This window comes from Rhodococcus sp. PAMC28707 (assembly GCF_004795915.1).
GTDB lineage: Bacteria > Actinomycetota > Actinomycetes > Mycobacteriales > Mycobacteriaceae > Rhodococcoides.
In genome coordinates this window covers 2430419-2456110 of sequence record NZ_CP039253.1, presented here as the reverse complement: position 1 = coordinate 2456110, position 25692 = coordinate 2430419, and the positions used below count along the sequence as shown (strand labels likewise).

At 61.9% G+C, this 25692-nt stretch carries 27 protein-coding genes and 1 riboswitch; of the genes, 14 read left to right on the top strand and 13 right to left on the bottom strand.

All coding sequences use genetic code 11. The features are described from left to right. Positions 1-55: 55 nt before the first annotated feature. Positions 56-1174: an alkane 1-monooxygenase gene (locus E5720_RS11040; protein WP_136170697.1), complete on the top strand. Its 1119-nt coding sequence runs from the start codon at positions 56-58 to the stop codon at positions 1172-1174. Positions 1175-1178: 4 nt separating this feature from the next. On the opposite strand, the gene E5720_RS11035 is transcribed toward E5720_RS11040, so the two are convergent. Next, a complete protein-coding gene (locus E5720_RS11035) occupies positions 1179-2369 on the bottom strand; it encodes an ATP-binding protein (protein WP_136170696.1) in 1191 nt (396 codons plus the stop codon). Positions 2370-2663: 294 nt separating this feature from the next. Between E5720_RS11035 and E5720_RS11030 the strand changes: the two genes are divergently transcribed. Then, complete coding sequence (locus tag E5720_RS11030; RefSeq protein WP_136170695.1) at positions 2664-3146, top strand: alpha-isopropylmalate synthase regulatory domain-containing protein; 483 nt, start codon at positions 2664-2666, stop codon at positions 3144-3146. Positions 3147-3200: 54 nt separating this feature from the next. On the opposite strand, the gene E5720_RS11025 is transcribed toward E5720_RS11030, so the two are convergent. After that, positions 3201-3701: a hypothetical protein gene (locus E5720_RS11025; RefSeq protein WP_136170694.1), complete on the bottom strand. Its 501-nt coding sequence runs from the start codon at positions 3699-3701 to the stop codon at positions 3201-3203. A 180-nt stretch (positions 3702-3881) separates the two neighbouring features. On the opposite strand from E5720_RS11025, the gene E5720_RS11020 reads away from it, so the two are divergent. After that, positions 3882-4775: an alpha/beta fold hydrolase gene (locus E5720_RS11020; RefSeq protein ID WP_136170693.1), complete on the top strand. Its 894-nt coding sequence runs from the start codon at positions 3882-3884 to the stop codon at positions 4773-4775. On the opposite strand, the gene E5720_RS11015 is transcribed toward E5720_RS11020, so the two are convergent. The 5 genes from E5720_RS11015 to E5720_RS10995 form a co-directional block, all read right to left on the bottom strand. Beyond that, positions 4772-6226, bottom strand: a complete 1455-nt coding sequence (locus E5720_RS11015) for a DUF4185 domain-containing protein (RefSeq protein WP_136170692.1) — start codon at positions 6224-6226, stop codon at positions 4772-4774. The two genes, E5720_RS11020 and E5720_RS11015, sit on opposite strands and share 4 nt — an antisense overlap. Positions 6227-6264: 38 nt before the next feature. Next, entirely contained in the window at positions 6265-7536 is a 1272-nt protein-coding gene (locus tag E5720_RS11010) for an LLM class flavin-dependent oxidoreductase (RefSeq protein WP_136170691.1), read from the bottom strand. Between the two features lies 1 nt (position 7537). Then, positions 7538-8308, bottom strand: coding sequence for a 3-oxoacyl-ACP reductase (locus tag E5720_RS11005; protein WP_136170690.1), 771 nt, complete (start codon positions 8306-8308; stop codon positions 7538-7540). 46 nt (positions 8309-8354) lie between these two features. Beyond that, a riboswitch (TPP riboswitch) is annotated at positions 8355-8444 on the bottom strand. Positions 8445-8556: 112 nt separating this feature from the next. Beyond that, positions 8557-9861 carry an alpha-amylase family glycosyl hydrolase gene (locus tag E5720_RS11000; protein ID WP_136170689.1) on the bottom strand — a complete coding sequence of 435 codons (1305 nt, stop codon included), beginning with the start codon at positions 9859-9861 and terminating at the stop codon, positions 8557-8559. Further along, positions 9858-11018 carry an alpha-hydroxy-acid oxidizing protein gene (locus tag E5720_RS10995; RefSeq protein WP_136170688.1) on the bottom strand — a complete coding sequence of 387 codons (1161 nt, stop codon included), beginning with the start codon at positions 11016-11018 and terminating at the stop codon, positions 9858-9860. Before E5720_RS10995 ends, E5720_RS11000 begins: the two co-directional genes overlap by 4 nt. Positions 11019-11275: 257 nt before the next feature. On the opposite strand from E5720_RS10995, the gene E5720_RS10990 reads away from it, so the two are divergent. Then, on the top strand, positions 11276-13285 hold the full coding sequence (locus E5720_RS10990) for a helicase-related protein (RefSeq protein ID WP_247595910.1): 2010 nt from the start codon (positions 11276-11278) through the stop codon (positions 13283-13285). A gap of 18 nt (positions 13286-13303) precedes the next feature. On the opposite strand, the gene E5720_RS10985 is transcribed toward E5720_RS10990, so the two are convergent. Beyond that, positions 13304-13717 (bottom strand): DoxX family protein, encoded by a 414-nt coding sequence (locus E5720_RS10985; RefSeq protein WP_136170687.1) that lies wholly within the window; start codon positions 13715-13717, stop codon positions 13304-13306. Between the two features lie 577 nt (positions 13718-14294). Between E5720_RS10985 and E5720_RS10980 the strand changes: the two genes are divergently transcribed. Then, positions 14295-14984: a GTP pyrophosphokinase family protein gene (locus E5720_RS10980; RefSeq protein WP_247596317.1), complete on the top strand. Its 690-nt coding sequence runs from the start codon at positions 14295-14297 to the stop codon at positions 14982-14984. Here the strand turns inward: E5720_RS10980 and E5720_RS10975 are convergent. Both E5720_RS10975 and E5720_RS10970 read right to left on the bottom strand, forming a co-directional pair. Next, complete coding sequence (locus tag E5720_RS10975) at positions 14981-15856, bottom strand: aldo/keto reductase (RefSeq protein ID WP_136170686.1); 876 nt, start codon at positions 15854-15856, stop codon at positions 14981-14983. The genes E5720_RS10980 and E5720_RS10975 overlap by 4 nt on opposite strands. Positions 15857-15945: 89 nt before the next feature. Next, complete coding sequence (locus tag E5720_RS10970) at positions 15946-16776, bottom strand: DUF72 domain-containing protein (protein ID WP_136170685.1); 831 nt, start codon at positions 16774-16776, stop codon at positions 15946-15948. A 116-nt stretch (positions 16777-16892) separates the two neighbouring features. Between E5720_RS10970 and E5720_RS10965 the strand changes: the two genes are divergently transcribed. Together E5720_RS10965 and E5720_RS10960 are read left to right on the top strand one after the other, a co-directional pair. Next, positions 16893-17654, top strand: coding sequence for a nuclear transport factor 2 family protein (locus tag E5720_RS10965; RefSeq protein WP_136170684.1), 762 nt, complete (start codon positions 16893-16895; stop codon positions 17652-17654). Positions 17655-17763: 109 nt separating this feature from the next. After that, a complete protein-coding gene (locus E5720_RS10960) occupies positions 17764-19059 on the top strand; it encodes a DUF222 domain-containing protein (protein ID WP_247595909.1) in 1296 nt (431 codons plus the stop codon). Here the strand turns inward: E5720_RS10960 and E5720_RS22280 are convergent, their stop codons facing one another. Beyond that, positions 19060-19191 (bottom strand): hypothetical protein, encoded by a 132-nt coding sequence (locus E5720_RS22280; protein ID WP_281727912.1) that lies wholly within the window; start codon positions 19189-19191, stop codon positions 19060-19062. Positions 19192-19527: 336 nt separating this feature from the next. Here E5720_RS22280 and E5720_RS10955 point away from each other — a divergent pair, with 336 nt between their 5' ends. Continuing rightward, entirely contained in the window at positions 19528-20613 is a 1086-nt protein-coding gene (locus tag E5720_RS10955) for a trypsin-like peptidase domain-containing protein (protein ID WP_136170683.1), read from the top strand. Between the two features lie 4 nt (positions 20614-20617). On the opposite strand, the gene E5720_RS10950 is transcribed toward E5720_RS10955, so the two are convergent. Next, complete coding sequence (locus tag E5720_RS10950) at positions 20618-20998, bottom strand: VOC family protein (protein ID WP_136170682.1); 381 nt, start codon at positions 20996-20998, stop codon at positions 20618-20620. 94 nt (positions 20999-21092) lie between these two features. Between E5720_RS10950 and E5720_RS10945 the strand changes: the two genes are divergently transcribed. The 5 genes from E5720_RS10945 (at position 21093) to E5720_RS10925 (ending at position 24588) form a co-directional block, all read left to right on the top strand. After that, the gene (locus E5720_RS10945) at positions 21093-22070 is read left to right on the top strand and encodes an LLM class F420-dependent oxidoreductase (RefSeq protein WP_210729850.1); all 978 of its coding nucleotides are present in this window, start codon (positions 21093-21095) and stop codon (positions 22068-22070) included. A 69-nt stretch (positions 22071-22139) separates the two neighbouring features. Next, on the top strand, positions 22140-22763 hold the full coding sequence (locus E5720_RS10940; RefSeq protein WP_136172601.1) for an AIM24 family protein: 624 nt from the start codon (positions 22140-22142) through the stop codon (positions 22761-22763). A gap of 1 nt (position 22764) precedes the next feature. Then, positions 22765-23424 (top strand): AIM24 family protein, encoded by a 660-nt coding sequence (locus E5720_RS10935; RefSeq protein WP_136170681.1) that lies wholly within the window; start codon positions 22765-22767, stop codon positions 23422-23424. Positions 23425-23433: 9 nt separating this feature from the next. After that, positions 23434-24180: an AIM24 family protein gene (locus E5720_RS10930; RefSeq protein WP_136170680.1), complete on the top strand. Its 747-nt coding sequence runs from the start codon at positions 23434-23436 to the stop codon at positions 24178-24180. Positions 24181-24207: 27 nt separating this feature from the next. Then, positions 24208-24588 (top strand): hypothetical protein, encoded by a 381-nt coding sequence (locus tag E5720_RS10925; RefSeq protein ID WP_136170679.1) that lies wholly within the window; start codon positions 24208-24210, stop codon positions 24586-24588. Positions 24589-24596: 8 nt separating this feature from the next. On the opposite strand, the gene E5720_RS10920 is transcribed toward E5720_RS10925, so the two are convergent. Then, positions 24597-24905 (bottom strand): hypothetical protein, encoded by a 309-nt coding sequence (locus E5720_RS10920; RefSeq protein ID WP_136170678.1) that lies wholly within the window; start codon positions 24903-24905, stop codon positions 24597-24599. 132 nt (positions 24906-25037) lie between these two features. Here E5720_RS10920 and E5720_RS10915 point away from each other — a divergent pair, with 132 nt between their 5' ends. Then, positions 25038-25643: a GNAT family protein gene (locus E5720_RS10915; protein ID WP_136170677.1), complete on the top strand. Its 606-nt coding sequence runs from the start codon at positions 25038-25040 to the stop codon at positions 25641-25643. Positions 25644-25692: the final 49 nt, after the last annotated feature.

Below are 25692 nucleotides of genomic sequence, written 5' to 3'. Positions count from 1 at the left end.
TCGTAGATTGCTTGGAAGTTCGGTTGATCTATCGAGAGGGCGTGCTCCACCCCCCATGAATGCTCCCTCCGAGGCGACATCTGCAGCGCGGTGGCGGGACCCCAAGCGCTACCTGTGGCCGCTCGGTCTGGTCATTCCGCTGAGCCCGTTCATGGCCTGGGGACTGGTCACAGTTCTCGGGCCGGGCGCATTCTGGCTTCTCGGTCTGTTGATCATGGGAATCCTCATTCCACTGATCGACGTCTTCGCCGGGGTCGACCGGAGCAACCCACCGCTCGAAGCAGCGCGCGCCCTCGAGGACGACAAGTACTACCGCTGGTGCCTGTACCTACTGATACCGCTTCAATACGCGGGTTTGGTTGCAGCATGCTACCTCTGGGCCTACGGGCCACTCGGAGTTCCCGAGCGATTCGCACTCGCCGTCACCATCGGAATCGTCGGCGGCGTAGGCATCAATGCCGCTCACGAACTAGGACACAAGCGCGAAAACGTCGAACGTTGGCTGTCGAAGGTCACACTCGCACAAGCGTTTTACGGGCACTTCTACGTCGAGCACAATCATGGGCACCATGTTCGCGTCGCCACCCCCGAGGACCCTGCGTCGGCGCGTTACGGGGAAAGTTTCTGGAAATTTTTGCCCCGCAGCATAATCGGCGGCCTCACCTCGGCCTGGAGTCTCGAGCAACGTCGTCTGGACCGGGTCGGTTCCACGAAATGGTCCGCACACAACGACCTGTTCAACGCCGCCGCGATCTCGCTCGCGTTGTTCGCGGTCCTCATCGGGGTTTTCGGCTGGCAGGTTGCTCCGTACCTCCTGATACAGGCAGTCATCGCCATCATCCTGTTCGAGGCCGCCAATTACCTCGAGCACTACGGCTTGCTGCGGCAGAAGAGGAGCAACGGCAAGTACGAACGAACCGATCACCGGCACAGCTGGAACAGCGACCACCTCTGGAGCAATCTTTTCCTGTACCACCTCCAGCGGCACAGCGATCACCACGCTCACCCGACCCGCCGCTACCAATCCCTTCGCACCGTCGACGAATCACCGCAGCTCCCAGCGGGGTACGCGGTGATGATCTTCTGCGCACTGATCCCACCACTGTGGCGAAAAGTGATGGATCAGAGATTGATCGACTTCTACGACGGGGACATGTCCCGAATCAACAGCTGACCCGCTACTCGTCGGTCTGAGCCCGCAGATACCGTCCGAAGTGCGGAACAGTGAACGCGATGGTCCCGCGCTCGGCGGAGTAGATCAGCCCCTTCTTGATCAATCCGTCACGAGCCGGCGACAACGACGCAGGCTTGCGCTTCAACTCCGTCGCCACCGCTGACGTCGGTACCGAGGTGTCGTCGCTGGACAGATCGGCCATCGCTCGCATGTACTCACGCTCGGCAGGGGTGGCGCGCTCGTAGCGAGACCCGAAGAATCCGACGGCAAGTTCCTCCTCGGCGGTCGGGGCTGCAACCCGCACGTCCTCGACCGTGATCGGACTCGCGGGCGCCAGATCCCACGTCGCCTTGCCGTAGGCCTGAACGAAGTACGGATATCCATCCGCCGCCTCGTAGAGCGCGTCGAGTGCCTCGGTCGTGAATTCCACGTCCTCGCGATCTGCCGGAGCGATCAATGCGAGATCGGCAGCCTTCCGCTCGAGCCGCCCGATCCGGTGGTAGCTGAAAAGCCTCTCGGAGTAGCTCTTCGACGCCGACAACACCGCGGGGAGATGCGGAAGACCTGCTCCGACGATGATGAGTGGCGCCGCATCTTGGCTGAGCTCATGGCAGGCCGCGCACAGTGCCGAGATGTCGGCAGACCCCAAATCCTGCATTTCGTCGATGAAAATCGAGATACCGACGCCGACGTCACCAGCCAGCACCGACGCGTCGAGCAGCAGTTCCACCAAATCGATCTCGATATCCCCGGAATCCGCCCGGCCGCTCAGCGCGGGAACATCGATACCGGGCTGCCAACGTTCACGCATCCCCTTGTCGGCGGAGGCACGCAAGGCGAAGGCTTTGAGTACACCGAGGAATTCGTCGACTCTGTCCGGATCGCGATGAGCGGCTGCAATGCCGCGAACAGCCATGTGCAGCGCAGACGACAGCGGTCGACGCAATTCTTGATCCGGCCTTGCCTCGATCTTGCCGGTTCCCCAACCACGTGCGACCGCGGCCGAGCGAAGATGATTGAGCAGAACGGTCTTGCCCACGCCGCGCAACCCCGTCAGGACCACACTTCGCTCCGGTTTACCGCGAGTGATCCGCTCGAGCACGACGTCGAACGCGTCGAGTTGCTTCTCGCGGCCTGCCAGTTCGGGTGGGCGCTGGCCTGCGCCCGGAGCGTAGGGATTACGCACGGGGTCCATGGGGCCAAGATAACAACCGCCATAGCAAAGTATCGGCACATCTAGCGCGTGTCCTAGACGCCGGTATGGACGGCTAGCAACCTTCTCGGCTTGTATCGGCAGGTCTTCGCGATGTCCTAGATTTGGTTAGACTCGACTACACGGTTGCACGAGAGGGGAAACTGCGCCTACATTGGACTCTGTGGAACACCTTCTCGTAGTACGCCGCCGTAGCGGGGTCTAATTCGGACCGACCCCTCGCTGCGGGTCGTCGTGCTATCTCGGTCCTCCCTTCGCCTTCGGGGAACCACCGACATGAACACTCTCTCTTCCACCACTTTCTCGAGCGACTGCTTCGCTGCCCGCTATGGCGCACCACTACCGCGCGACCTTCGTGACCAGGCCGCGAACATGAGCTGGGCCGCATTCTTGCAGCGCTTCGGCGCACGTACCGGCCCCATCAGACTGGGCAGCTGGTCCGCCCAGCCCGGCCCCGGTGGTCAGACGAGATTCGACGCGACCTTCGGCGTCGGGAACGCGATCCACACGACGGCGGCAACGTCCCATGGCCCGATCGACGCCCTGACCTCGATGTTGTACGACGCAGGCTTCCATATCGAAATCCTGAACTTCCACCAGCAGAGCATTTCGGAAAACGGCACACACGCCGCCAAGATCGCCACCTTCGTTCTCTGCGAATTCGACGGCCGCCGCGCGTGGTCCATGGCGATGGATGGTGACGGTACGAGCTCGTCCATCCGGGCCGTCATCGGTGCGGCCAACATGCTGCACGGGTGACTCTCGGGCCCTCTACTGCACTCTCGTCGATGAGCTAGATCTCGGTAGAGAGCACTAGGGCATCTCGATGGTCTGAGAACGCGCTATCTCCTCGATCGCCCGCCGGATGTAGACCTCGCTCGACGTCGAGGCATGCTCACCTTTTCCGGCGGCCGTACGCCGGCCGGCGCTGGACAGTTCGGCAATGATCAACAGTGCATGACCAGCGCGGGGTCGCGGACGTACCGCTTCGGTGTCCGCGACCCCGAGCGCACCCGTGAGCACTTCTACGAATCCATCGACATCGAGGTCACCGATCCATCCCGATGCCGAGCGCACTGTCCGCGCCAGCACATCCTGAACATCTTCGCCGGTCAGCCCGTCGGGATGCAGTTCTTCGAGCAACGCTCGGATGATCTCGGAATGCACCAGACCGACCTGCGCCGCGTCCTCGGACTCCACATCGCCCACGGCGTCGCGATAGGCATCCTCCGAGCGTGCACGAGCGGCAGCAAGCGCCTCCTCGGTAGAGGTCGCAATAGCTCGCGGTGTCGCAGGCCAGTCGTTGGGCCACATCTCGAGGGTTCCTTTTGTTCGGCGGAGAGGTTGAGCAATCCTCCCACCTTGCACCGACAATCCACTTACATGTAACCGGCACTTATAGTAACCTTCGAAAAAGTGGGACGCCCCCATACATCGAGAGAGGCCGTTTCTGATGTATGGGACAACCAACGACCGAAAAGGACATACCACCCGATGAGCGAAACCGCCACCCGCACAACCGTGGTCAACGAGGGAATGTCACTGGCGGTCTACGAGACAGGTAATCCGGACGGCGAGACCATCGTCCTCGTCCACGGCTGGCCGGACACACACGAGATGTGGAGTCACATCGTTCCACGACTCACCGAGCACTTCCGCGTCGTCAGCTACGACGCGCGTGGCGCAGGCGAAAGTACGGTTCCGCGTGAACGCTCCGCCTACCGGCTCCGCAATCTGGCCTCGGACTTCTATGCCGTCGTCGACGCAGTCAGCCCGAACGCGCCTGTCCACGTTCTCGCACACGACTGGGGCGCCGTCACCGTATGGGAAGCAGCCGGCGAACCTCACGCGGTAGATCGAATCCGTTCGTACACTTCCATTTCGGGCCCGAACCTGGACCATCTCGGCAAGTGGTCGCGGTCGCGGTTGGCCAGGCCGACCTGGAGCAACGTCAAGCAAGTTCTCGCCCAGACGCGCGCATCCTGGTACACCGTCACCTTCCATATACCCGGCCTCTCCACGTTGCGAATTCGACGCCAGTTCGCCAAAGGATGGCCTGCGTTCCTGCAGGAATTCTCCGGCGTCGACCCGTCGCTGGTCACCGAGAACCCCACGCTGTTCTCCGACGCGACCAACGGGGTGAACCTGTATCGAGCGAACCTCGTTCCACGCCTGATGAAGCCGCGGGACCGATTCATCGACATCCCGGTGCACTTGATCGTCAACACCGAGGACGTCGCAGTGCGGCCCGATCATTACGAAGACACCGGAAAATGGGTGAAAAACCTGACCCGCAACGATATTCACGCGGGCCATTGGTCACCGATCTCCCATGCTGTCGAGATCGCCGAGCTCACCGAGACGTACATCGATTCGCTGAAGAGCTAGTTCGTCAACTCCGCGTGCATCTGAAAGACGTTGTAGTCGGACCACGTCGAGATGTTGAAGTACAGATCGGTGCCGGTGGACCAGGGATGCATGAACCCTCCGTACAGCTCAGGGTATTCGGCGACGCTGACCATCGGCGCTCCGTCGGACCACGCTCCTTGCGGAGAGTCGGACTCCCGCAGCGTGATAGCCGTTTTCGCGGTGTCGAGGTAGGTCATCTGCCATCTCTGGCGTGAATCGTCGTACCGCACCGAGAGTTCCGCTGCCGGGGCCGCCACGATCGTCGACGCTGCGGTATACCCTCCGACCGGTGTCCAGTTACCTTCGCTCCAATACTGATACGCGGACTTGTTCAGCACCTGATCCTTCGGGACGCGTGCGACGCCGACGTCACCGAGCCTGGTGTTCGGGGTGCCGAACATGTACACGTAGTCACCCTGCGGGACCATCGACGTCACCTGAAACTTACTGACGCCGAAGATGTTGTCCCACTGTGCATACGGATCCTTCGTCCAGGTGGAGCCGCCGTCGTCCGAGTATGCGATCCCCCCATAGTTGGTCCACCAGGTTCCCGGGATGCTGTTCCACGTCCTGATGGACATGTAGCTCATGTATTGGCGATCGCCGATCGCGAAGCCGGAGGTAGGAATCGTGGTGATCTCGACGTTGTCGAGCTTGCGACTGCTGAGGAGTTCGGCTGCGTGACAACGACTGTCCTGCACCATACTGTCGTAGGTGACCCCGTCGGACAGATCGGTATCGGTGCTGAACGCGAGCACATTGCTGCGCCAATCCGGTCCCTGACCTCCAGGGGGATGGAAGCCTTTGCCGACGGTATCGCCGAACGCCGTCGCTATCTGCCCGGGAGCGCTCTCCCACATAATGCCCAGGTCCGTCCCGTAGACCTGCCACCGTTTGTCGGTGCGATTGATCGACCCCGCCCCTGTCTGTTTGGCAACACGGGTGACGTTTCCGATCTGCGGCATTGGAGGTGCAGAAGTTCTGACCGCCGGTTCGACGGGAGGTGACGCCGGATCGGGCGGAGGCGGGAGCTGCACTTCGGGTCCGGGAATCGGGATCGGAATGGTGAAAGGCTTGAACTCGAATCCGATTCGCGGAATGTTCAATTCGCTCGAGAGCGTGGTGGGCTCGCGGGTGTCATCGGTCAGGTTCGGGCACGGATCCAAGCAAGGGTCCGCCGGCAACGGTTCCGGGTCGATACGTGTCGGGGCCGTCGTCGGTGCTGGATACGGCACAGGTGCGAGTTGCGGAAAAGGGATCGGAATCGAGAGATCTTCCGGGACCAGCGACCCTGTCTCGTTCGTCAGATCGGCCGCGCACGCGCCGGGAGGGACGAGGGGTTCGGCGGCAGCCGGGACGCTGTCCCCGTACACGATCATCACGGACCCGAGAACAACAGCGGCACTCACGACGGCCATTCGCTTCGACATACTTCCCCTTCTGCGGATGCACCACCCGTGCCAGCGCATCATGCCAGATTCTCGCGCAATGAGCGCGAAGAGTATTCCTTACGAAAGAGATCACGTGACTGAAGAATTGGCACGACTTCGTCGACGAAGTCGTCGAGACTGTCCGGGTACAGCGGTGGCATCAGATTGAAGCCGTCGGCAGCTCCTCTTCGCACCCACTCCGAGATCTCGTCGGCGATCGATTCCGGCGTCCCGATCATCGTGGCGTGCCCTCCACCCGCTGCGAGTGTCCCGAGAAGCTGACGGACAGTCGGGTCATCTTTGGCGATTATCCGCAGGATCGTCTCGTATCGACCGTGCGGCCCGGTGAACTCCTCGATCGGCGGAAGAGCAGGAACCGGTGCGTCGAGCTCCCAATCGCTGCAATCCTGCTCCACGAACATCCCCAGTGTGCGCAACGACTGCTCGACGGGAAGCAGTGCATCGAGCTCGGCCTTCTTCGCACGGGCCTCGCTCATCGTCGACCCGACGTACGTCACCAGACCCGGCATGATCCCAACGGTCGAGCTGTTTCGTCCGGCAGCATCTATGCGGCGCTTGACATCTGAATAATAGGCGGCGCCGGCCTCGGCATCGTAGGCGACGGCGTAGATCGCCTCCGCGTAGCGGGCCGCGAGATCACGGCCAGGTCCCGACGCGCCCGCCTGGAACAGCACCGGCCGTCCCTGCGGAGACCGCGGGACCGTCAACGGGCCGTCCACCCGAAAGTGCTTGCCGACGTGATCGATGGGATGCACCTTCGCCGGATCCGCATACATTCCCTCGCGATCCAGTACCAGCGCGTCCCGTTCCCAGCTGTCCCATAGCGCGAGGGCAACCTCGACGAATTCCTCTGCGCGTTCGTACCTTTCGACCCGTGCCGGAATGTCCTCGAATCCATGATTGCGCGCCTCGGCGTCGAACATCGAGGTCACGACGTTCCATCCTGCGCGGCCACCACTGATGTGATCGAGCGAGGCGAGCAACCGCGCAGCGTGAAACGGTGTGTAGAACGTCGTGGATATGGTGGTGACCAGGCCGATATGGGTGGTCGTTCCGGCCATCGCCGTCAGGGCTGTGATCGGTTCGAGAAACCAGGTGCCCGCGCCGGCCGGATCACGAACGGAGTGTCCGTCCGCGAAGAACACGGCGTCGAACTTGCCCCGCTCCGCGGTCTGCGCGAGTTCTTGGTAGTAGCTGATATCGCCGAGGTCCTCGACCCTCGAATTCGGGTGACGCCACGCTGCACTGTGATGCCCACAGCCGTAGAGAAATGCGTTGAGGTGCAGCATGTCAGTCCTTGACCAAGCCGCCGTCCACAACCAAATTCTGTCCGGTCACCGACCTCGACCACGGAGACGCGAAGAACAACAGGGCATCTGCGAACTCCTCTGGTGTCACCACTCGCTGCAACGGCGTCGACGCCGCGATGAGGTCGAATACTTCCTCTGGTGTAGCGGCACTGGCGTCGGTGGTCCGCAGTAGGCCACCCGACACCATGTTCACAGTGATACCGTCGCCGCCGAGATCCGCTGCGAGAGTTCGAGTCAGAGACAACAGCGCAGCCTTCGATGCCGTGTAGTCGTGGTACGGCACCACTGGGTTCTGGAAAAGATTGGTGCCCACGTTGATGATTCGGCCGAATCCTGCTGCGCGCATCCCCTTCAGCGCTCGCTGCGTAGTCGTCAGCGCACCACGCACAGTGCCACGGAACTGCGCGTCGAACTCGTCCCATGTGATCGAGTCGGCCTTGCTGCGCGCGTCCCCGTTGAACGAGAAGTCGGCCAACGCGTTGTTGACCACCGTCGTCACGGAGGAACCGAAGTGCGCTTCGGCTTCGGTGAACAACGCGTCCACCTGCTCGGCGTCGGTGATGTCTGCTTGGATCGCTATCCCGCCGATCTCTGACGCCAGCGCCTCCGCCGAGACTCGACTGTTGCGGTAGTTCACCACGACGCGAGCGCCTTCTCGCGCGAATGCCCTGGCCACCGCGGTGCCCAGACCTCTGCCCGCTCCGGTGACGACTACTGTCTGCTCGTCCAACTTTTTCGACTGGATGTTCATGTCAGGCCTTTCGCTCTTCCGGCCCACACCGCGCAGAGCATGCACGTATCACACGTGCAGACATCCCTACGCTGGTGTTGACCAGATCAGGTTCGACGGGTGTGTTCTCAGCCGTTAGGCACCCCGTGTCGAAGAGGACTGTAACCTCTTGTCGAATATCCGTCTATCTAGGATCGATCATAGAAAGCCGTATAGATACCGGACAAGTCGGGTTTGTACACGTCCGGACCCTTATTGACGCCCTGCGCCTAGCGCAGCACCACCCAGCCGTGGGGTGGAACCCTGGTGGATCCGCCGCCCACTTGTGCGTCGCCGGACAATATCTCACCGGCCACGCGGTACGTCACTTCCTCGTCGCCGAGGTTCAACGCCACGTGCAACTGCTCGTCACCCGAGTGGACGCGGTACAACATCGCGGTATTGGACAGCTCCACCGTCTCGGTGCGCGCCTCGACGAGCCAGGGATGCCTGCGGCGAAGCCCGATCAGCTGCTGATGCAGACGGAAGGTCGGCCAACCGTACGGGGCGAGTTCCTCTCTGCTGCTAGGAAATTCCGGCCGTACCTCGTCATCGCCACCGACACGTTCCTCTTTCGCGCCACGGAAGCCCTGTTCGTCGCCGTAGTAGATCATCGGCATGCCCCCGACCGTGAACAGGACCACGAGCGCATGCTCGAGATGGCGTTCGTCGGTGATGGTGCTGGCGATGCGGGCCACGTCGTGATTACCGACGAACGTAGCCGGAACGAACGTCTCGAGCCACTCGTTGTGACGCCCGAGCGCGTGCGACAACTCGAAAAAGTTCCTTTCCGAGATTGCACTCCACGACGCTTTCCACAGCTCGTACTGAGTCACCGAATCCAGTGAGCTCGCCTTCACGATGGCTGCATAATCACCGTGGATGACCTCACCGAGGAAGTAGGCGTCGGGGAACTTTTGCCGAACCTTCGGAATGACCGCCGCCCAGAACCGCGGCGGCACAGCGTATGCCGCGTCGAGACGCCACCCGTCTGCACCCCGTTCGAGCCAGTGCGACATGACATCGACGACATACTGCTCGACCGCGGCGCTGTCATGGTTGAGCGTCACCAGTTCATCGTGGCCCTCGAAATTGCGATGAGTCGGTCTCGCCCCGGACCAGTCGAGATGGAACCACTCGGACTCCGGCGAATCCGGTCCTGCTTCGAGCGCCTGTACGAACCGCGGAAATGCTTGTGCCACATGGTTGAATACGCCATCGAGCATGACCCGCAGCCCACGCGAATGAGCTTGGTGGATCATGTCGTCGAAGTCGGATTCGGTGCCGAGCCGCGAATCGATGCGAAGGTGATCGATGGTGTCGTATCCATGGCTTGCGGAGGCGAAGATCGGGCCGAGGGCGATTCCCGAGGCCCCGAGTTCCACGGCGTAGTCGAACCAGTCGACGATGCGGTGCAGTCGATGCTCGTCCTCGAGCGAAGCGCCGTCCCAGTTATGGACCGGGGCGCCGACGAATCCCAGGGGATAGATGTGCCACCAGATGGCGTGCTCGACCCAGGCAGGTTGACCGCTCATGCCCGGATCACCGACTCACGACCGAGCTCGGCAGCCCCGGTATGACCCGACAAGCTGGTGACGAGATCGAATTCAGCGAGAATGCAACGCAATACATGCGCCACACCGTCCTGGCCGCCGAGCGCCAATCCATACAGAAACGGCCGTCCCAGCAGCACCGCATCGGCCCCCAACGCAAGCGCCTTCGCCATGTCGGACCCGGTGCGCACACCGGAATCGAACAAAACCGTCAGCTGATCACCGACGGCGTCCACGATCTCCGGCAGCGCGCTCAACGACGAGCGAGCGCCGTCGATCTGGCGGCCACCATGATTGGACACCACGATCCCGTCCACCCCGTGATCGGCGGCTGCCCATCCGTCGGCAACCGTGCAGATTCCCTTCAATACGATCGGTCCGTCCCACTGCTCACGCAGGAACGCCAACTGCGACCAGTTCAACCCAGGGTTGGGGAACATCTGCGCCCAGTGCATGGCTGCAGCAACAGGATTCGCTTCGACCGATTGATCCAGACCCGCAAGAAATGCCGGGTCCGTCAGATAGTTCTCGATCCCGAGGTTCGCCAGAAACGGCAGGTATCCACGGTCGAGGTCGGCCGGCCTCCAGCCGAGAAGCGTCGTGTCGAGCGTCAGTACAAGCGTCGTGAATCCCGATTTCTTGGCTCGCGCGAGGAAGCTGAGGAGAACGGATTCATCTGTGGGCCAGTACAACTGGTACCACCTGGGGGCGTCGCCACCCGCCTCGGCGATCTGCTCGAACGAATGCGAAGCCTGAGTGGAGTGAATGTAGGGCACCGAAAGCTCCGCGGCTGCCCGCACCGTCGCAAGCTCACCGTCCGGATGCGCGAGAGTCTGAACACCCACCGGCGCGATCAGCAGCGGCGCGGGCATCGAGGTGCCGAGCACTGTGACCGCGTGATCTCGTTCCGCTGAACTCCGCAACATGCGCGGGGCGATGCGCCACTCGTCGAACGCATCGCGGTTCGCGCGTGCCGTGGAACCGCTACCTGCGCTGGCGACGATGTACCCGAGAGCTTCCGGGCTGAGCGTGGCAGCGGCCTGCTCCTCCAACCTGGCCAGGTTCGTGGTGATCTGCGGCCTCTGATCGGTGAACATGCCCTGGGCATATATACCGATTTGATGGTCACTGAAGTTCATGGTCACCACCGTAGTGCCGCCGCAGGCCAGATGGCAGGACATCACCGAGCACGTGGTGCGGAGAGCGGGCGGTGGCAGAGCGGGCGGTGGGAGAGCGGGCGGTGGGAGAGCGCGCACCCTTATTCGGAACCTCGCTCCCTCGATCACGTCATGGCGAGGGCGTTCGGTTTGCAAAAATGATGCATGCTTCGCACCGCCCAGGGATGTCGGCGCCGTCCTCTACGGTATTCCGGACACCGTACGACAGACTGGATCCGATGCCACCTCGTAGACGCAAGCCCACAACCACCGCGAGAACCATCGGCGCAGGCAAGAGCGCTGCCGCGCGGAAGTTCAAGGAGTCGACGGCAGCACAGTCGGCCGCATCGCCGACGGCCAAGAAAGCCCCCGCGAAGAAGGCCGCTACCAAACGGACGCCTGCCAAGCGGACCACGACGCGTAAGCGGGCGCCACGTAAGACCGTCTCGCCGGACCTGCGGTTGCCAGATCCGGGTGAGCGGGTATGGGTCCTCGACGTGCCGTTCGAGGATCGCGCTCTCGCGTCGGCCTCCGGCGCTCGATGGCATCCGGGTCCGCGGGTGTTCGCGTTCTATGGGACCGAGCTGCCCGACGGTTTGGCGTCGTTCGAGTCGATGCCGTACAGCCTGCAGCGCTGGATCGAGGACGATGCCAACGAGGAGTGGCGGCCCGAGGAGATGCACGAGCGGTCGATGACGCCGCGGGCGACGCAGCTCGAGTCGGTGCGCAGGCATCTCGACGCGTTGGACAACGGGTTTCCGTATTTCGCCCAGATGGACTCGACGGGACTGGGCAAGACTCTTGCCGTGTGCGAGGCCGTCCGCCAGATGGAGGATCCGAGCATCGGAACCGTGCTGGTCGTAGCGCCCAAAGGTGCTCTTCCTGGTTGGCGGCGCACCATCGCCGACACCGAGGCCGACATTCATCCGTCCGAGCGCAAGCGCTGGCTACTGGTGACATACCAGTCGACGAAGAAGCTGCTGACGGTCCCCGAAGATATAGATCTGGGCAAACGCAAGCGAACACAGAACAAGAGGACCATCACGCTCGGCGAACTTCGATTCGACATCGACATCGTGGTGGCCGACGAGTCGCACGCGTTGATGAATATCGAGTCGCAGCAGTCGCAGATCCTCTGGCGCTACCAAGAGGCTGCTCGCGCCGTCGTCTGGATGTCTGCCACACCCGGTTATCAACCGATGCATTTCGCGTACATGGCCCGGGCGATCGAGCAGAGTCGTGCGCAGGAGCAGATCATCGGTGACGACGAAGGCCTCGGACATGCCATCACCGCGCAGTGGGCGACGTTCCTCGAGGAGTCGGGCTTCGCGCTCAAGGAAGGCAAGGCGACGACCGGGCTGAAAACGTGGCGGTGGGAGCCCGAGGATGCTGCACGACGCGAGCGCGACATCGGCACCATCCATCGTTGGCTGTCCGGTGGCGCTGTCCCATGGTCGATTTCGCGGCCGTCTCCGCCCACGCCGCGCGAGCCTCTCGGCCAGGAACTGACAGCCGTGCAGAAGCGGCTCTATCACTCGGCATGGGTGGATTACCGCAAGGAGGTCGGTCTGCCGAACTGGAAAACGGTGAGCGGTAGGCGGGTGCTCCAGAAGAACCCGAGTACGCGAGCAGCCGCACTGCGGCTACGCCAAAAGTGCTCGTACTTACGCATTCCCGCATCTGCTGACCAGGTCCGCGCTTGGGTGCGGGACGGCAATCAGGTGTTCGTCTCGATGTTCTATCGCGAATCCGTCGCCGAGTTGTCGCAGTCTCTCCGCGACGAAGGTCTCGATGTCGCAGTGGTCGACGGCAGTATGAGCAGCGCAGCCCAGGAGACCGAGATTCGCCGATTCCAAACCGGCGCTGCACGAGTCATCGTGTCTACGACGACCAGTGCGATCAACCTGCATTCCAACGAGTTACTGCTGCCCGAGAAGACGGTGTCGACGGCCGCTCCCCGCATCACTCTCATTCACGACCCTCGGTGGACACCCATCGAGATCCGTCAGATCGAGGGGCGCGCGAATCGCATCGACAAGGACCACAACCACACCACCTCGACCTGCTATTACGGATATGCCGAGGGCACGGTCGAGGAGGAAATGGTACTGACCGGTGTCGAGCGCATCGCCGATCTGGGTTCGATCGTCGGTCAAGCGGATCTGATCGACCCGGAGGCATTCCTGGCGGCACGAGCCGACCCCGATCAGCCCGGAACACTGTTCGAGGTGGCCAGTGATGCCCGCTGATTCCGGAATGCCGTCTTGTCAGCGTACGAAGGGCATGATCTGGCGTACTTTCGGATCCCGGAGATACAGCGCAGCCCACACCACGATTCCGACGTACACAGCAAACAGCACGGTACTGAACAGCGGCTTGTCGACGCGCCAGTTGGTGAGGACCGCGCCACCGAGGTAACCGGTGAGCAGTACAGCACCGAGAAATGCGGTGCGCGGCAGCAAGTACAGGGCCAGCGATACGAGTAGAACGATGCCGACGACGGGCATCATCTCGTCCCGAAGGCCGAGTTCCACGCTCGCGTCCTTCACCGCCTGCACGTTCAGCAGCTTGGTGACTCCGTCGAAAATCAGGAAGATCGCGATCACCGCGGTGAGCACCCAGCCGACACGAGCAGCGACGGGTGAGTTGGTGCGCGTTGCGGTGGTTGTGGTTGTGGTCATTGCATTCTCCGATGTTCGGGCCGGGAATTCGGTGCTTCTTATGTCGACACCACGGCACCCGAAATCTCATCGCATACGTTCGATACGAACATACGTTCGATTGCTGTGTTATTCTCATCGAGCCGTCCGGGAAATCAGCACTCGCGGACGGTCCAAAACCATTCGGCAAGCGGGGCCTCCATGGCGATATCAGATGGACCCGATACCTCAGGAACGCTCCATCGATCGGGCGATCGATGGTCCGAGAGCGCACCTTCGCGGTGCGCTCGCGGTCATGCCCTCGGCCCGCGAACCGTGCTGGTCGGGTCGAGGGCATGTTCCTGCGGCCGCGGCCACCACCGCACTCATGCCTGCCGAACCTGCGGCGACGTCACCTTCACGCCGCCACTCGGAGATCGCTGCGGAGACGCAAGCTTCGACTCGCGGGCAGGCAGGCAAGACCCCAGCGCGGGGGCCTGACGCATCGATCCCGACATTAATGGACAATCGAGCTATGCAGAACAGCGATTCGGCCGCAGCTTCCTTGGATACGACCGCTGCGCAGGTAGCTCAACTGCGGAACGACTTCACGCGGTTCATGATGGGGTACAAATTCGGCACCGACGAACTGATGACCAAGATCAATATCCTCAAAGAGGAATTCACGCACATACATCAGTATTCGCCGATCGAACATGTGGCATCTCGGCTCAAGACGCCGGAAAGCCTGCTCGAGAAGGCGCGGCGCAAGAATTGCCCGCTCACCTTCGAAGACATTCGCAAGAACATCTTCGACATCGCCGGCATCAGGATCACCTGCAGCTTCATCTCAGATACCTACCGAGTCGCCGACATGCTGACCGGTCAGGCCGACGTCGAGGTCATCGAGATCAAGGACTACATCGCCAATCCGAAACCCAACGGCTACAAGAGTCTTCACGTGATCGTCGAGATACCTGTCTTCATGACGGACCGAGTCCAGCCCGTTCTCGTCGAGCTCCAGATCCGCACCATCGCGATGGACTTCTGGGCAAGCCTGGAACACAAGATCTTCTACAAGTACCGAGGCGCTATCCCCGCTTCGCTGCTCGACGAGCTCACCGATGCTGCCGAAAGCGCGAACAGACTCGACGTGAAAATGGAACATCTGCACGACGAGATCGGTGAAATCAAGAACAGCAATCTCGATGCCCCGGACAACATTCAGCTCAGCTCGATGCCGCCGCTGTCGTTGCCTCGCGAGCTGCTCTCGTCACTTCTCGAACGCGGCAGCATGGGACAGCTCTAGGCTCCTGCGGCAGAAAGCGCTTCGAACTCGTCGTCGGTGAGTTCGATGCTCGCGCCCGCGAGGTTGTCTTCCAGGTGCTCCACGCTCGACGTTCCCGGGATCGGCAACACGACCGGCGAACGCTTCAACAGCCAAGCCAGTGCAAGTTGCGACGGCGACGCGTTGTGCTGCTTCGCGAGCGTGGACAACGGACTGCCCTCGCCGCTGAGCTTGCCTGTTGCCAGGGGGAACCACGGGATGAAGCCGACGCCGTTGGCCGTCGACCAGTCCAACAGCTCCTCCGAGGATCGGTCGGAGAGGTTGTACAGGTTCTGAACGGACACGATCGGCGCGATCTTCTGCGCGGCCTCCGCCTCGGCCACCGAAACCTGACTGAGCCCGATGTGGCGGATCTTTCCTTCGTCCTGCAGTTTCTTCAGCTGGCCGACCTGGTCCTCCAACGCCACCTCCGGGTCGATTCGGTGGAGCTGGAACAAATCGATCCGGTCCAACCCAAGACGTCGAAGACTGAGTTCTGCCTGCTGGCGCAGGTAGGCGGGGCGTCCCACAGGCGTCCAGATGCCGGGTCCCTGACGGGTCAGTCCGGCTTTGGTGGCGATGACGACGTCGTCACGGTAGGGATGTAGGGCCTCGCGCAGTAGGTCCTCGGCAACCTCGGGGCCATAGCTGTCGGCGGTGTCGAAGAAGTTCACGCCCAGCTCGACGGCCCGCTGTAGAACGCGAATGGCGGCGGCTCGGTCTTTCGGCTCTCCCCAGACGCCTTCGCCCGGCAGCTGCATCGTGCCGTATCCGAGGCGATTGATCTCGAGGTCGCCGCCGAGGCGGAACGTCCCGGAAGCGGCGGCGGGCGTGGCATTGTCCGAAGTAGTCATGCAGGTTCTGACGCTTCGCTGGCTTCTACTATTCCGTCTCGGTCAATCTATAACTATCTAGCGAGTATCCAATACTCGGATAGAAAGTGCTACAGCCGCTCGATCAGCCTCATTGCATCGAACGGTGCGAAACCCTTCGCATCGTTGTCGAAGTACACGTGGACGTCGAGGCCCTGCTCGGTCCACTTTTTTATCTTCGCTGCCCAACCGTCGAGCGCCTCCTCGGTATAGCCGCTCGCGTAGAGCTCGTCGGCACCGTGCAGACGTAAGTACATCAAATCTGCCGTCGGCGTCTCGACGTACGGATATTTACCTGCACTGTCTGCAACGACGAAGACAATACCGTTCTCCCTCAACAGCGAGACTGCTTCTTCCACCTGAAAGCTCGGATGCCGAACTTCGAGCGCATGTCGCAGCGGGCGGTCACCGTCGACATCGAGATTGACTCGATCCTCGGGCAGCTTGTCGTCCCGCTGCTCGGCGAGTTCGATTGCGGCCGTGGTTGTTCGAGGAAGAACGTCGAAGAATGCCGCGAGCTTGTCCGCATCGAACTGAAAATTGGGTGGAAGCTGCCACAGAATGGGACCGAGCTTGGCGCCCAAGCTCAACACCCCGGTAGCAAAGAAGTTCGCCAGCGCCACTTCGGCTCCGACGAGACGTTTGACGTGGGTGATGTAGCGGCCGCCCTTGATAGCGAATACGAAATCTACCGGCGTCTCCTCGCGCCACTTCACGAAACTCGACGGCTTCTGCATTGCATAGAAAGTGCCGTTGATCTCGATCGAGGACAGGTGCGTCGACGCGTATCCGAGCTCAGCGCGGTGCGGCAGGCCGGCTGGATAGAAGTCGCCTCGCCACGGCGCATACGTCCAGCCGGAGATACCGATTCGAACCTCTGATGGTCGCGTAAGCCGTGGCATGGGACGAGTATGCGCTCGAGAAGTAGAGCCGTCAGCGCGACGTAGCCTGCCAGGTCCGACGAGACAGATCAAGCATTCCAGGGTCTCGACCGAGCGGAACCGATAGCTTCGATGGCGTGCACACCTCCGAAGATCTTTTGGCAACGATCGATGCATCCCCCGCCGCTGTCGCCGTCCACGACCGCGAAGCCTGGGTGAACCTGTACGCACGCGGAGGAGTGGTCAACGATCCCGTTGGCACTCGACCGCATCAGGGCAGGCAGGCGATCGAAAAGTTCTACGACACCTTCATCGCTCCCAACACGATCAACTTCCACGTCGAGAACGACGCGGTGGACGGAATGTCCGTCGTCCGCGATCTATCCCTCGAGACCATCATGTCCACCGGAGCGACATTGAACGTCCCGATGCATATTCGGTACGACCTCGTCGACGAGGAAGGCGAGCTGAAGATCGCACGCCTCGCTGCGCACTGGGAATTGGCATCGATGATCGGACAGTTGCTGCGTGCGGGAACCAAAGGCTTGGCTGCGTCGGCGAAGCTGACACCTCAGCTGATCGGGAACCAAGGCATCGGTGGCGTAGTTGGCTTCATGGGCGGCCTGCGTGGCGTCGGGAGCAAAGGTAAGCGCGCGGCAACCGAAGCGCTGGAATCGATCTCGCAAGGACACGGCGGGGCAGTACGAACGGGCGCAGGAGACGACGTCGCTGTGGGATCACTGCGTGGAATGACATTCCGGAAGCTGATCGCCGCCGGCAATACCGTCAGTGCGACAGTCGAACACGAGTCGCGACGCGGCGTCGTCCTCGTAGAGTTCGGCGACAAGTCGTTGCACGTCGCTTCGATTACTGCGTTCGGACTTCGACCGAAATCGTGAGCTGAAACGCCGCCGGCCGACCAGGGGAACATATGTTCGAGTTCTTGTCGGTGGGCGGGGTTACTCTCATCACATGCTTTCAGGGGACGGTATTTCAGGAGTAGCCGGGGTGGCATCTGACACTGGATTTATCGGTGGCAGTGGGTCTTCCGGGAGCAGCAACACTTCGGCAGAGATGACGCCATCGTGCGTGCTGGAGATCGAGGACGTCGACCTCGCACACGCGATAGCAACAATCGAAGATCAAGTCTCGATGCTCACGCGTCTCGATACCGTCGGGGCATCGAATTCCGACCGACGTCCACTACTGGTCCGCGCCGAAACAGTCCAACGCACCCTGTTCGCGCTCTCACACACCTGGATCGCCGACCTCATCGCCCAACACGGACTCGACCACATCTACGGATCTGTACCCGACACTCTCGCAATACTCCTGCGACTCTCCAGAAGACTTGCCAGCCAACGCATCCGCCACGCCGAACAGTACGGACAACGCTCAGCTATCACCGGCGAACGACTCGATCCGATCCTGACCACCACAGCCGCCGCCGCCGCCGCTACAGAAGGCACCCTCGACGAAGAACACCAACACATCATCGCCAACTTCTTCCGCACCCTCAGTCCCGACATCGATCCCGAAACCCGCCACCACGCCGAGCAGCAACTCACCGAACTGGCCCGCCAACTCGGCCCCGACAACTTCAAAGTCGCCGCCAGAAGACTCTTCGACACGCTCGACCCTGACGGCACCGACAAAGACGAACAACAGATCGCCGAACAATGCTACTTCCGCATCAAAGACCAAGGCCAACATGGACTCTCCAAAGGCACCTTCCTCATCGACGCCGAAACCCGGGCCTACCTCGAAGCAGCATTCGCCAAATGGGCCAAACCAGGAATGTGCAATCCCTCCGACGCCACACCCACCACCGACAGCACTCACCGCGACAGTGCGAGTACCCAGGGGAGTGACCGTGCGAGTGGCAGCGAGAATGGTAGTTCCGAGGCCAGCAGCACCGACACCGACGGTCGCGCCGGACGAGACCGCCGCAGCCAAGGACGACGCCAACACGACGCACTGAAAACCGTCGTCAGGCAAATGCTCGCCTCCGGCGACCTCGGCACCCATCGAGGGCTACCCGTCACCGCTGTCGTCACGATGACCCTGTCCGACCTCGAAACAGCTACCGGCCACGCCGTCACTGCCACCGGTTCCCTGATCCGTATGCGCGATGCGATCCGCATGGCCTCCCACGCGCACCACTACCTCGCTCTCTTCGACGACCACGGACGGCCCCTGCACCTTGGACGAACCAAACGGATTGCCACCGCTGATCAACGCATCGTCCTCATCGCTGCCGATCGCGGCTGCACCTTCCCTGGCTGTACCCGACCCGCGACCTGATCACAGGTCCACCACATCGACGAATGGGCCACCGGTGGCAACACCGACATAGACGCCCTCACCTACGGCTGCGACCTGCACCACCCGCTCATCGGACCCGACGACCCCTACCCTGGCCGCACCCTTTGGCATCCCCCGACCACACTCGACCCCACCCGAAAAGGCCACATCAACCACTACCACCACCCCAACGAATAAATCTACCCGAAACCTGAAAACGCTGCGCCCCCAACACAACCCGACGTACCCGATCCGCACCCGCCACCTACGTGACACCACCCTGGTAGCCGGCCACCAGTGACTGCCAGCGGCACAGAGCACCACATGTGCCGCTGGCAGTCATGCCGCAAGCCCCCTGCCCCCTGCCCGCGGGGCAAACCATCCAGCGGGCGCGCCGGATTGACGGCCCCAGAACACCGCAGCCCAGAACACTGCATTCCGCAGCCATCGCAGCCATAATCGATACTCATGCAGGCGGCAAGTCGGACGGCGCTCCTCACGGTGCTGGTCTTCGCTGTCTCCGCTCTGCCGACGCCACTTGCGCCCGGTGTCCGCGAATCCCTCGTGGCCGCGCCGGCACCTGTGCTCACAGAGCCACTACCTGCGCCGTTGACTCTGGAGGAGTTGTCCGCTCGGGTGAATCCGACGGTCGTGACCATATCGGCGGAATTCGGTTTCTACGGCGTCGCGGGCACCGGGTTCGTCGTCGATTCGGACGGCCTCGTGCTCACCAACTTCCATGTAATCGAGGAAGCAACCGACGTCACTGCGGTACATATGGGCAATGGTTTGATCTACGACGCGTCGGTGCTCGGTTATGACAAGACCCGTGATCTTGCGGTTCTCCGATTGGCTTCTGCCGTGGATCTTCCGGTGGCCCCGATCGGGAGGTCTGCTGAGGTTGCCGTCGGAGATGGGGTCACCGCGGTGGGCAACGCGGAGGGCGGGGGAGTCCTCGTCGCCGCGCCCGGACGCGTGGTTGCCTTACGGGAATCTGTCATCGCCGAGAGCTCGGTCGATGGTTCACGGAACGAACTGACAGACATGATTCGAATCGACGCCGACGTACGTGCGGGCGATTCGGGCGGCCCGCTCGTCGACGCGTGGGGCAATGTCATCGGCGTCGACGCGGCTGGGCTGTCCGAGAAGGCTCGGGAGACTTCTGCTCCCGAGGCATATGCCATTCCCATCGATACCGCGATGGCCGTGCTCGAACAGGTCCGTGACGGCCGATCCGGGGGCACTGTCCATGTTGGGCCGACGCCGTATCTGGGTATCGGCGTTCGCGATGTCTCGGCATTGCGCGACACGGGACCATCACAGGGTGCCGCGGTCACGTCTGTTCAAAACGATTCCCCAGCCGAACGGACCGGTTTGCTTCGCGGCGACGTCATCGTGTCGTTCGACGGGAGGCCGGTGCGTACGTCGAGGGATCTGATCGAAGAGATGGTCGAGAAGAGTCCGGGCGATGTCATCGAACTCGAATGGGTCTCTGGGCAGGGAGTCCGTCAGCAACAATCGGTGACCCTCGAACTGGGGACTCCGACTGCGTAGTCGCTCAGGCTTGCAGCACGGACAGGACGTTTCCAGCGGGATCGGTGAACCATGCGATCAGCGGGCCGCCGTGTCTGAAGATTCCCCGCTCATCGGTTCCCATGTCGGGGTATTGCTCGAAGGCCACACCTTTGGCGATCAGGGCGTCGACGGCTGCTTCGATGTCTGCGACCGGGAAGTTCAGGATCGTGTAGGCCGCGGGCACATGATTGAGCCGGGGGTAGATCAACACTTCGTTTGTCTCGCTGAGCTGCAGGTTGATCAGGCCCATCTCGCCGTCGACGACGGTAAGTCCCAGGATCTCGGAGTAGAAGGCGCGTGCGGCCTCGATGTCGTCGACAGCGAATCCGGTGAAGGGTGCGCGGGTCAATTCGATAGTGGGCATACCTCATCGTGCCCCTTTCGAAGTTGGTACGAGGCGGTATCGAAGCCATCGGTGTGCCTCCGAGCAGGCCACCGACGAGAGTAGCGTTGAGCGGGTGACTATCCGCCTCGGTTATCAGATGCCCAATTTCAGCTACTCAGGCTCCGTCGCAGAGCTGTTCCCGAAGGTCATCGCGCAGGCGCGCGAAGCCGAAGCAGCAGGATTCGACACCGCGTTCGTCATGGACCATTTCTATCAATTACCTGGAATCGGTAAACCCGACGATCCGATGCTCGAGGCGTACTCGGCGCTGTCGGCGCTGGCCACCGCTACCGAGACGATCCAACTCTCGGCACTCGTCACCGGAAACACGTACCGGAACCCGGCCATCTTGGCGAAGACCGTCACCACGCTCGATGTCGTGAGCGGCGGTCGCGCGATCCTCGGGATCGGTGCCGGGTGGTACGAACTCGAGCACCAGAGCTTCGGCTTGGAGTTCGGCACTTTCACCGACCGATTCGAGCGTCTCGACGAGGCACTGCAGATCATCGAGCCGATGCTCCGCGGGCAACGGCCGAGCTTCGACGGGCTGTGGTACCAGGTCGAGAACGCCATCAACGAGCCCCGCATCCGCGACGATCTGCCCATCATGCTCGGCGGAGGCGGAGAGAAGAAGACCTTCGGTCTCGCTGCCCAATTCGCCGATCATCTCAACATCATCTGCGACGCAAGCGAATTGCCCCGCAAGATGAAGGCAGTCGAAGCTCGGTGCGAAGAGGTAGACCGTGATCCGAAGGATCTCGAGACAAGTTTCCTGGCCTTCGTCATCCTCGACGAGGACGGTGACAAAGCGCGCAAGCTGCAGAGCGACTACTTGCTGTCGAACGGAGTCGACTTGTCCAACCTCTCCGACACCGACAAGGCGGCAGCAACCGACCGCCAGTTCTGCGGCACACCCGACGACGTCGCCGAACAGGTGCAGACACGGGTACTCGATCAAGGTATCGACGGCATCATCATCAACCTGATCACCAACGGTCACGAGCCCGGCATCGTCGAACTCGCAGGTAAGACACTGCGCCCGCTCGTGTAATTCGAACCGACTTCAGCTTTGGCACGGGGGAACGTTGCGTGGGATAGTTCCCCCGTGGCTCAGCTGACAATGAACGGGCACAGGGTGCTCGTTGCGAATCTACTTCAGGGATCACCGCAGGGCGATTCGCTACGTGCGATGTCCGGTTCCATGGTTGCGTACGAGGGTGACGTCGCCTTCAAGAGCGCAGGAATGGGCGGAGGCGGTGGACTACGCGCGGCGCTGAAGCAGAAGGTAACCGGTGAATCTCTTTCTCTCATGGAGGTTTCCGGCAAGGGCACGGTGTACTTCGCCGTCGATGCTCAGGACATCACGATCGTCGAACTCGCGAACGACACCATGCACGTAGAGGCCTCACAGCTGCTCGCACTGACCGGCCAGCTGAAGACCGAGGTCAAGTTCGCCGGCCTCCGCGGAGCATCCTCGGGCCAGGGCCTGTTCACGACCGTCGTCTGCGGTTCGGGTTCGGTGGCCTTACTTTCGGCAGGCGGACCCTTGATCGCGCTCGCCGTCGACCCGACCTATCCGCTCGTCGTCGATCCGGACTCCTTCGTGGCACATCGCGGTCGGCTCAATCAGAGTTTCGTCACCGACGTCACCTGGCGATCCGCCGTCGGTGGTGGGAGCGGTGAAGCCTTCTCGCTCCGTTTCGACGGCCAAGGCGTCGTCTACATCCAACCCGAGGAACGCTGACATGCCGCTCGAGCTCGTCAACAGCAAAGTCGTCAAATCCCCTTTGGCGGCCGGGCAGAACGTCTTGGCTCGTAAGGGTTCGATGCTGTATTACACCGGTGACGTCCACTTCATTCCACATTCGATGGGTGGGAGCAGCGGCGTCGCAGGAATGGCGGGACGACTGATGTCGGGCGAGCATGTTGCCATGATGGCCGCCGAGGGCCAGGGGGAGGTGTTCTACGGCGACGCCGGCTTGTACGTGGAAGTGATTCACCTCGACGGATCGTCGATGCTCACTGTGGAGGCCGACCGACTGCTGGCCCACGACGGCTGTTTGTCGAGTTCCATTGTCTCCCTTGGCTCTCAGGGCGGCGCAGTACGGGGTGCCGTCCGGGGTGCGATGACCGGGCAGGGACTGTTCACGACGCAGCTGACCGGTGTGGGCAGCGTCGCAGTTCTGTCGCACGGTGGGGCGATGGCGCTGCAGGTCGGCCCGGAGCATCCCCAGGTCGTCGTGGATCCACAGGCCTATGTCTGCCACCTGGGCAACATCGACGTCGATATCTCGGCGAACGTCGGCTGGCGTGACGCGGTGGGGCGTGGCAGCGGCGAGGCCGTTCAGCTGAAGATGACCGGTATGGGCACCGTATGGGTCCAGGCCTCCGAGAAGAAATTCTGAGGGCAAGTTATGAACATCGAGATCCACACCCCCCACACGCTGCCCATCGACGACAACGTCCCCGGTAACGACTACGCCTTCTGCATCGAACTCGCCGGCCAACCCTGGTTCACGTCCAAGGGCGCGATGATTGCGTACTACGGCAATATTCGATTCGAACCACTCGGTCAGACGTCGATGCCTGCCATCGTTGCCGCTCGATTCTCCTCGCCGCTGTATTCCAACGACTGGGTGCTCGCACAGGGACAGGGCAAGTTGATCCTCGGCGACCGTGGATTCAACATCAACAGCTACGACCTCGACGACGGCAACCTGACCATCCGAGCCTCGAACCTCCTGGCCTTCGAACCAACACTCGATCTGAAGCAGTCGATCGTCCCCGGATTCCTGACGCTGCTGGGCACGGGCAAGTTTCTGGCGTCGTCCAACGGGCCTGTCATGTTCGCCGAGCCGCCGTTGCGCATCGACCCCGAAGCGCTGGTCGGCTGGGCCGATTGCCCGTCGCCGTCACACCACTTCGACGCCGGGTGGATGCAGAACTTTCTGGGCGCCGCTCGTGGATTCCTCGGGGCCAACACCGGCGAAGAGCGTCAGTTCGACTTCACCGGCGCAGGAACAGTGCTCATTCAATCCAGTGAAAAGGTTCTGGACGACGGCCACCTGCTGCGCCACATCGAGTCGCAGACCGTCTCGCTCGGACAGGACAGCTTGCGGACGCTGCACGGCACGATCGGTTCGCGACTCCAGCAGCAATAACTTGACTGGCAAGGGCACTATGGAGAGATGACAAACAACGGACCCTTCGGCATCGACCCCGAGGACTTCGATCGCCTCGCCAAAGAAGCGAGCGACGGACTCCGCGACGTCGTCGATCAGGTAGGTAAAATTTTCGGGCAACCCGGCGCAGGCGGTTCTTGGGGCGCGTTCTTCGGAGACACATCGGCACAGAAGAAGCCGGAGCAGGCTCCTGCTCCGGAAACCACCGGCGAGACCGGCGATGGTGTCTGGGCGATCTACACCGTCGATTCCGACGGCTCTGCGCACATCGACCAGCTGTACGCGACCGAACTGGATGCTCTGCGCGCCCACAAGGACAATGTGGATCCGGCCAGACGCGTCCGCTTCCTGCCCTACGGTGTCAGCGTCAGCGTGCTGGAAGTCTAGATTCCACCTCATCGGCCGCATAGGTAGTTCCGCCGTGCGCTCGCACTGATATGTGCAAGTCTCGCGGCGAGTGCCGGTGAATTGGCGACGCTTTCGACGGCCTGAAGCAGCGAGGACGCCGTCACATCCTCGTCGTCGAGTCGAACGGTCTCGGGTGCCCGGTCGGCATTCGATTGCATTACTCGCGGGACAAGGGAGAGAACATCATCGGGGTGCGAGATCCATTGCCATGGATCGGCATCGACACCGTTTTCTTGCAGCCACGAGGAGTAGGTGTTGTAGTACCTTCTCCCGCTTTCGGATTCACGAATCTGCACAAGTACCTGATAAAACTGCAGTGTGCCCGCACGCCAACGATTTCCCTCGGTTCATCGGGTGGCCAGGTAGCCGAATCGGGCCCCGACCAATCTCAGTGCTCGGCGTCGGCCCGCCTGCGTATAGTCCCCAGCGTGACTTTTCTGCAGCCGGTAAACCTGTCGAACGATGTCGTGACGCTCGAGCCGCTGAGCCACGATCATCTCGAAGGCTTGTGTGACGCTGCCCGTGACGGTGAGCTGTGGAACCTCTGGTACACCTCGGTTCCGCACCCCGACGATATGGCCGCCGAGATCGATCGACGATTGGGCTTGCAGCAGACGGGGTCGATGTTGCCGTTCGCCCTGCGACGGAACGACACGGGTCAGATACTCGGCATGACGACGTACATGAATGCCGATGCGGCGCACCGACGGGTAGAGATCGGGTCCACCTGGAACGCTGCATCTGCGCATCGGAGCGGGACGAACGCGGCGAGCAAACTTTTACTTCTCAGCCACGCGTTCGACGAATTGGATTGCATTGCAGTCGAATTTCGGACTCACTGGATGAATCTCCAGTCACGAACGGCGATTGCGCGACTCGGGGCCAAACAGGATGGGGTTCTCCGCAACCACACCCGTATGCCCGATGGCTCGCTGCGTGACACCGTGGTGTTCTCGATCATCGATTCGGAGTGGCCCGCGGTACGAAACGAACTCGACCGCCGGATCACCCACCATCTCGGCCCCGCGCGGTAGGTTTGCCAATAGCGTCGGCCGGCGCACACGGGTTCGATCGAAGGTACTG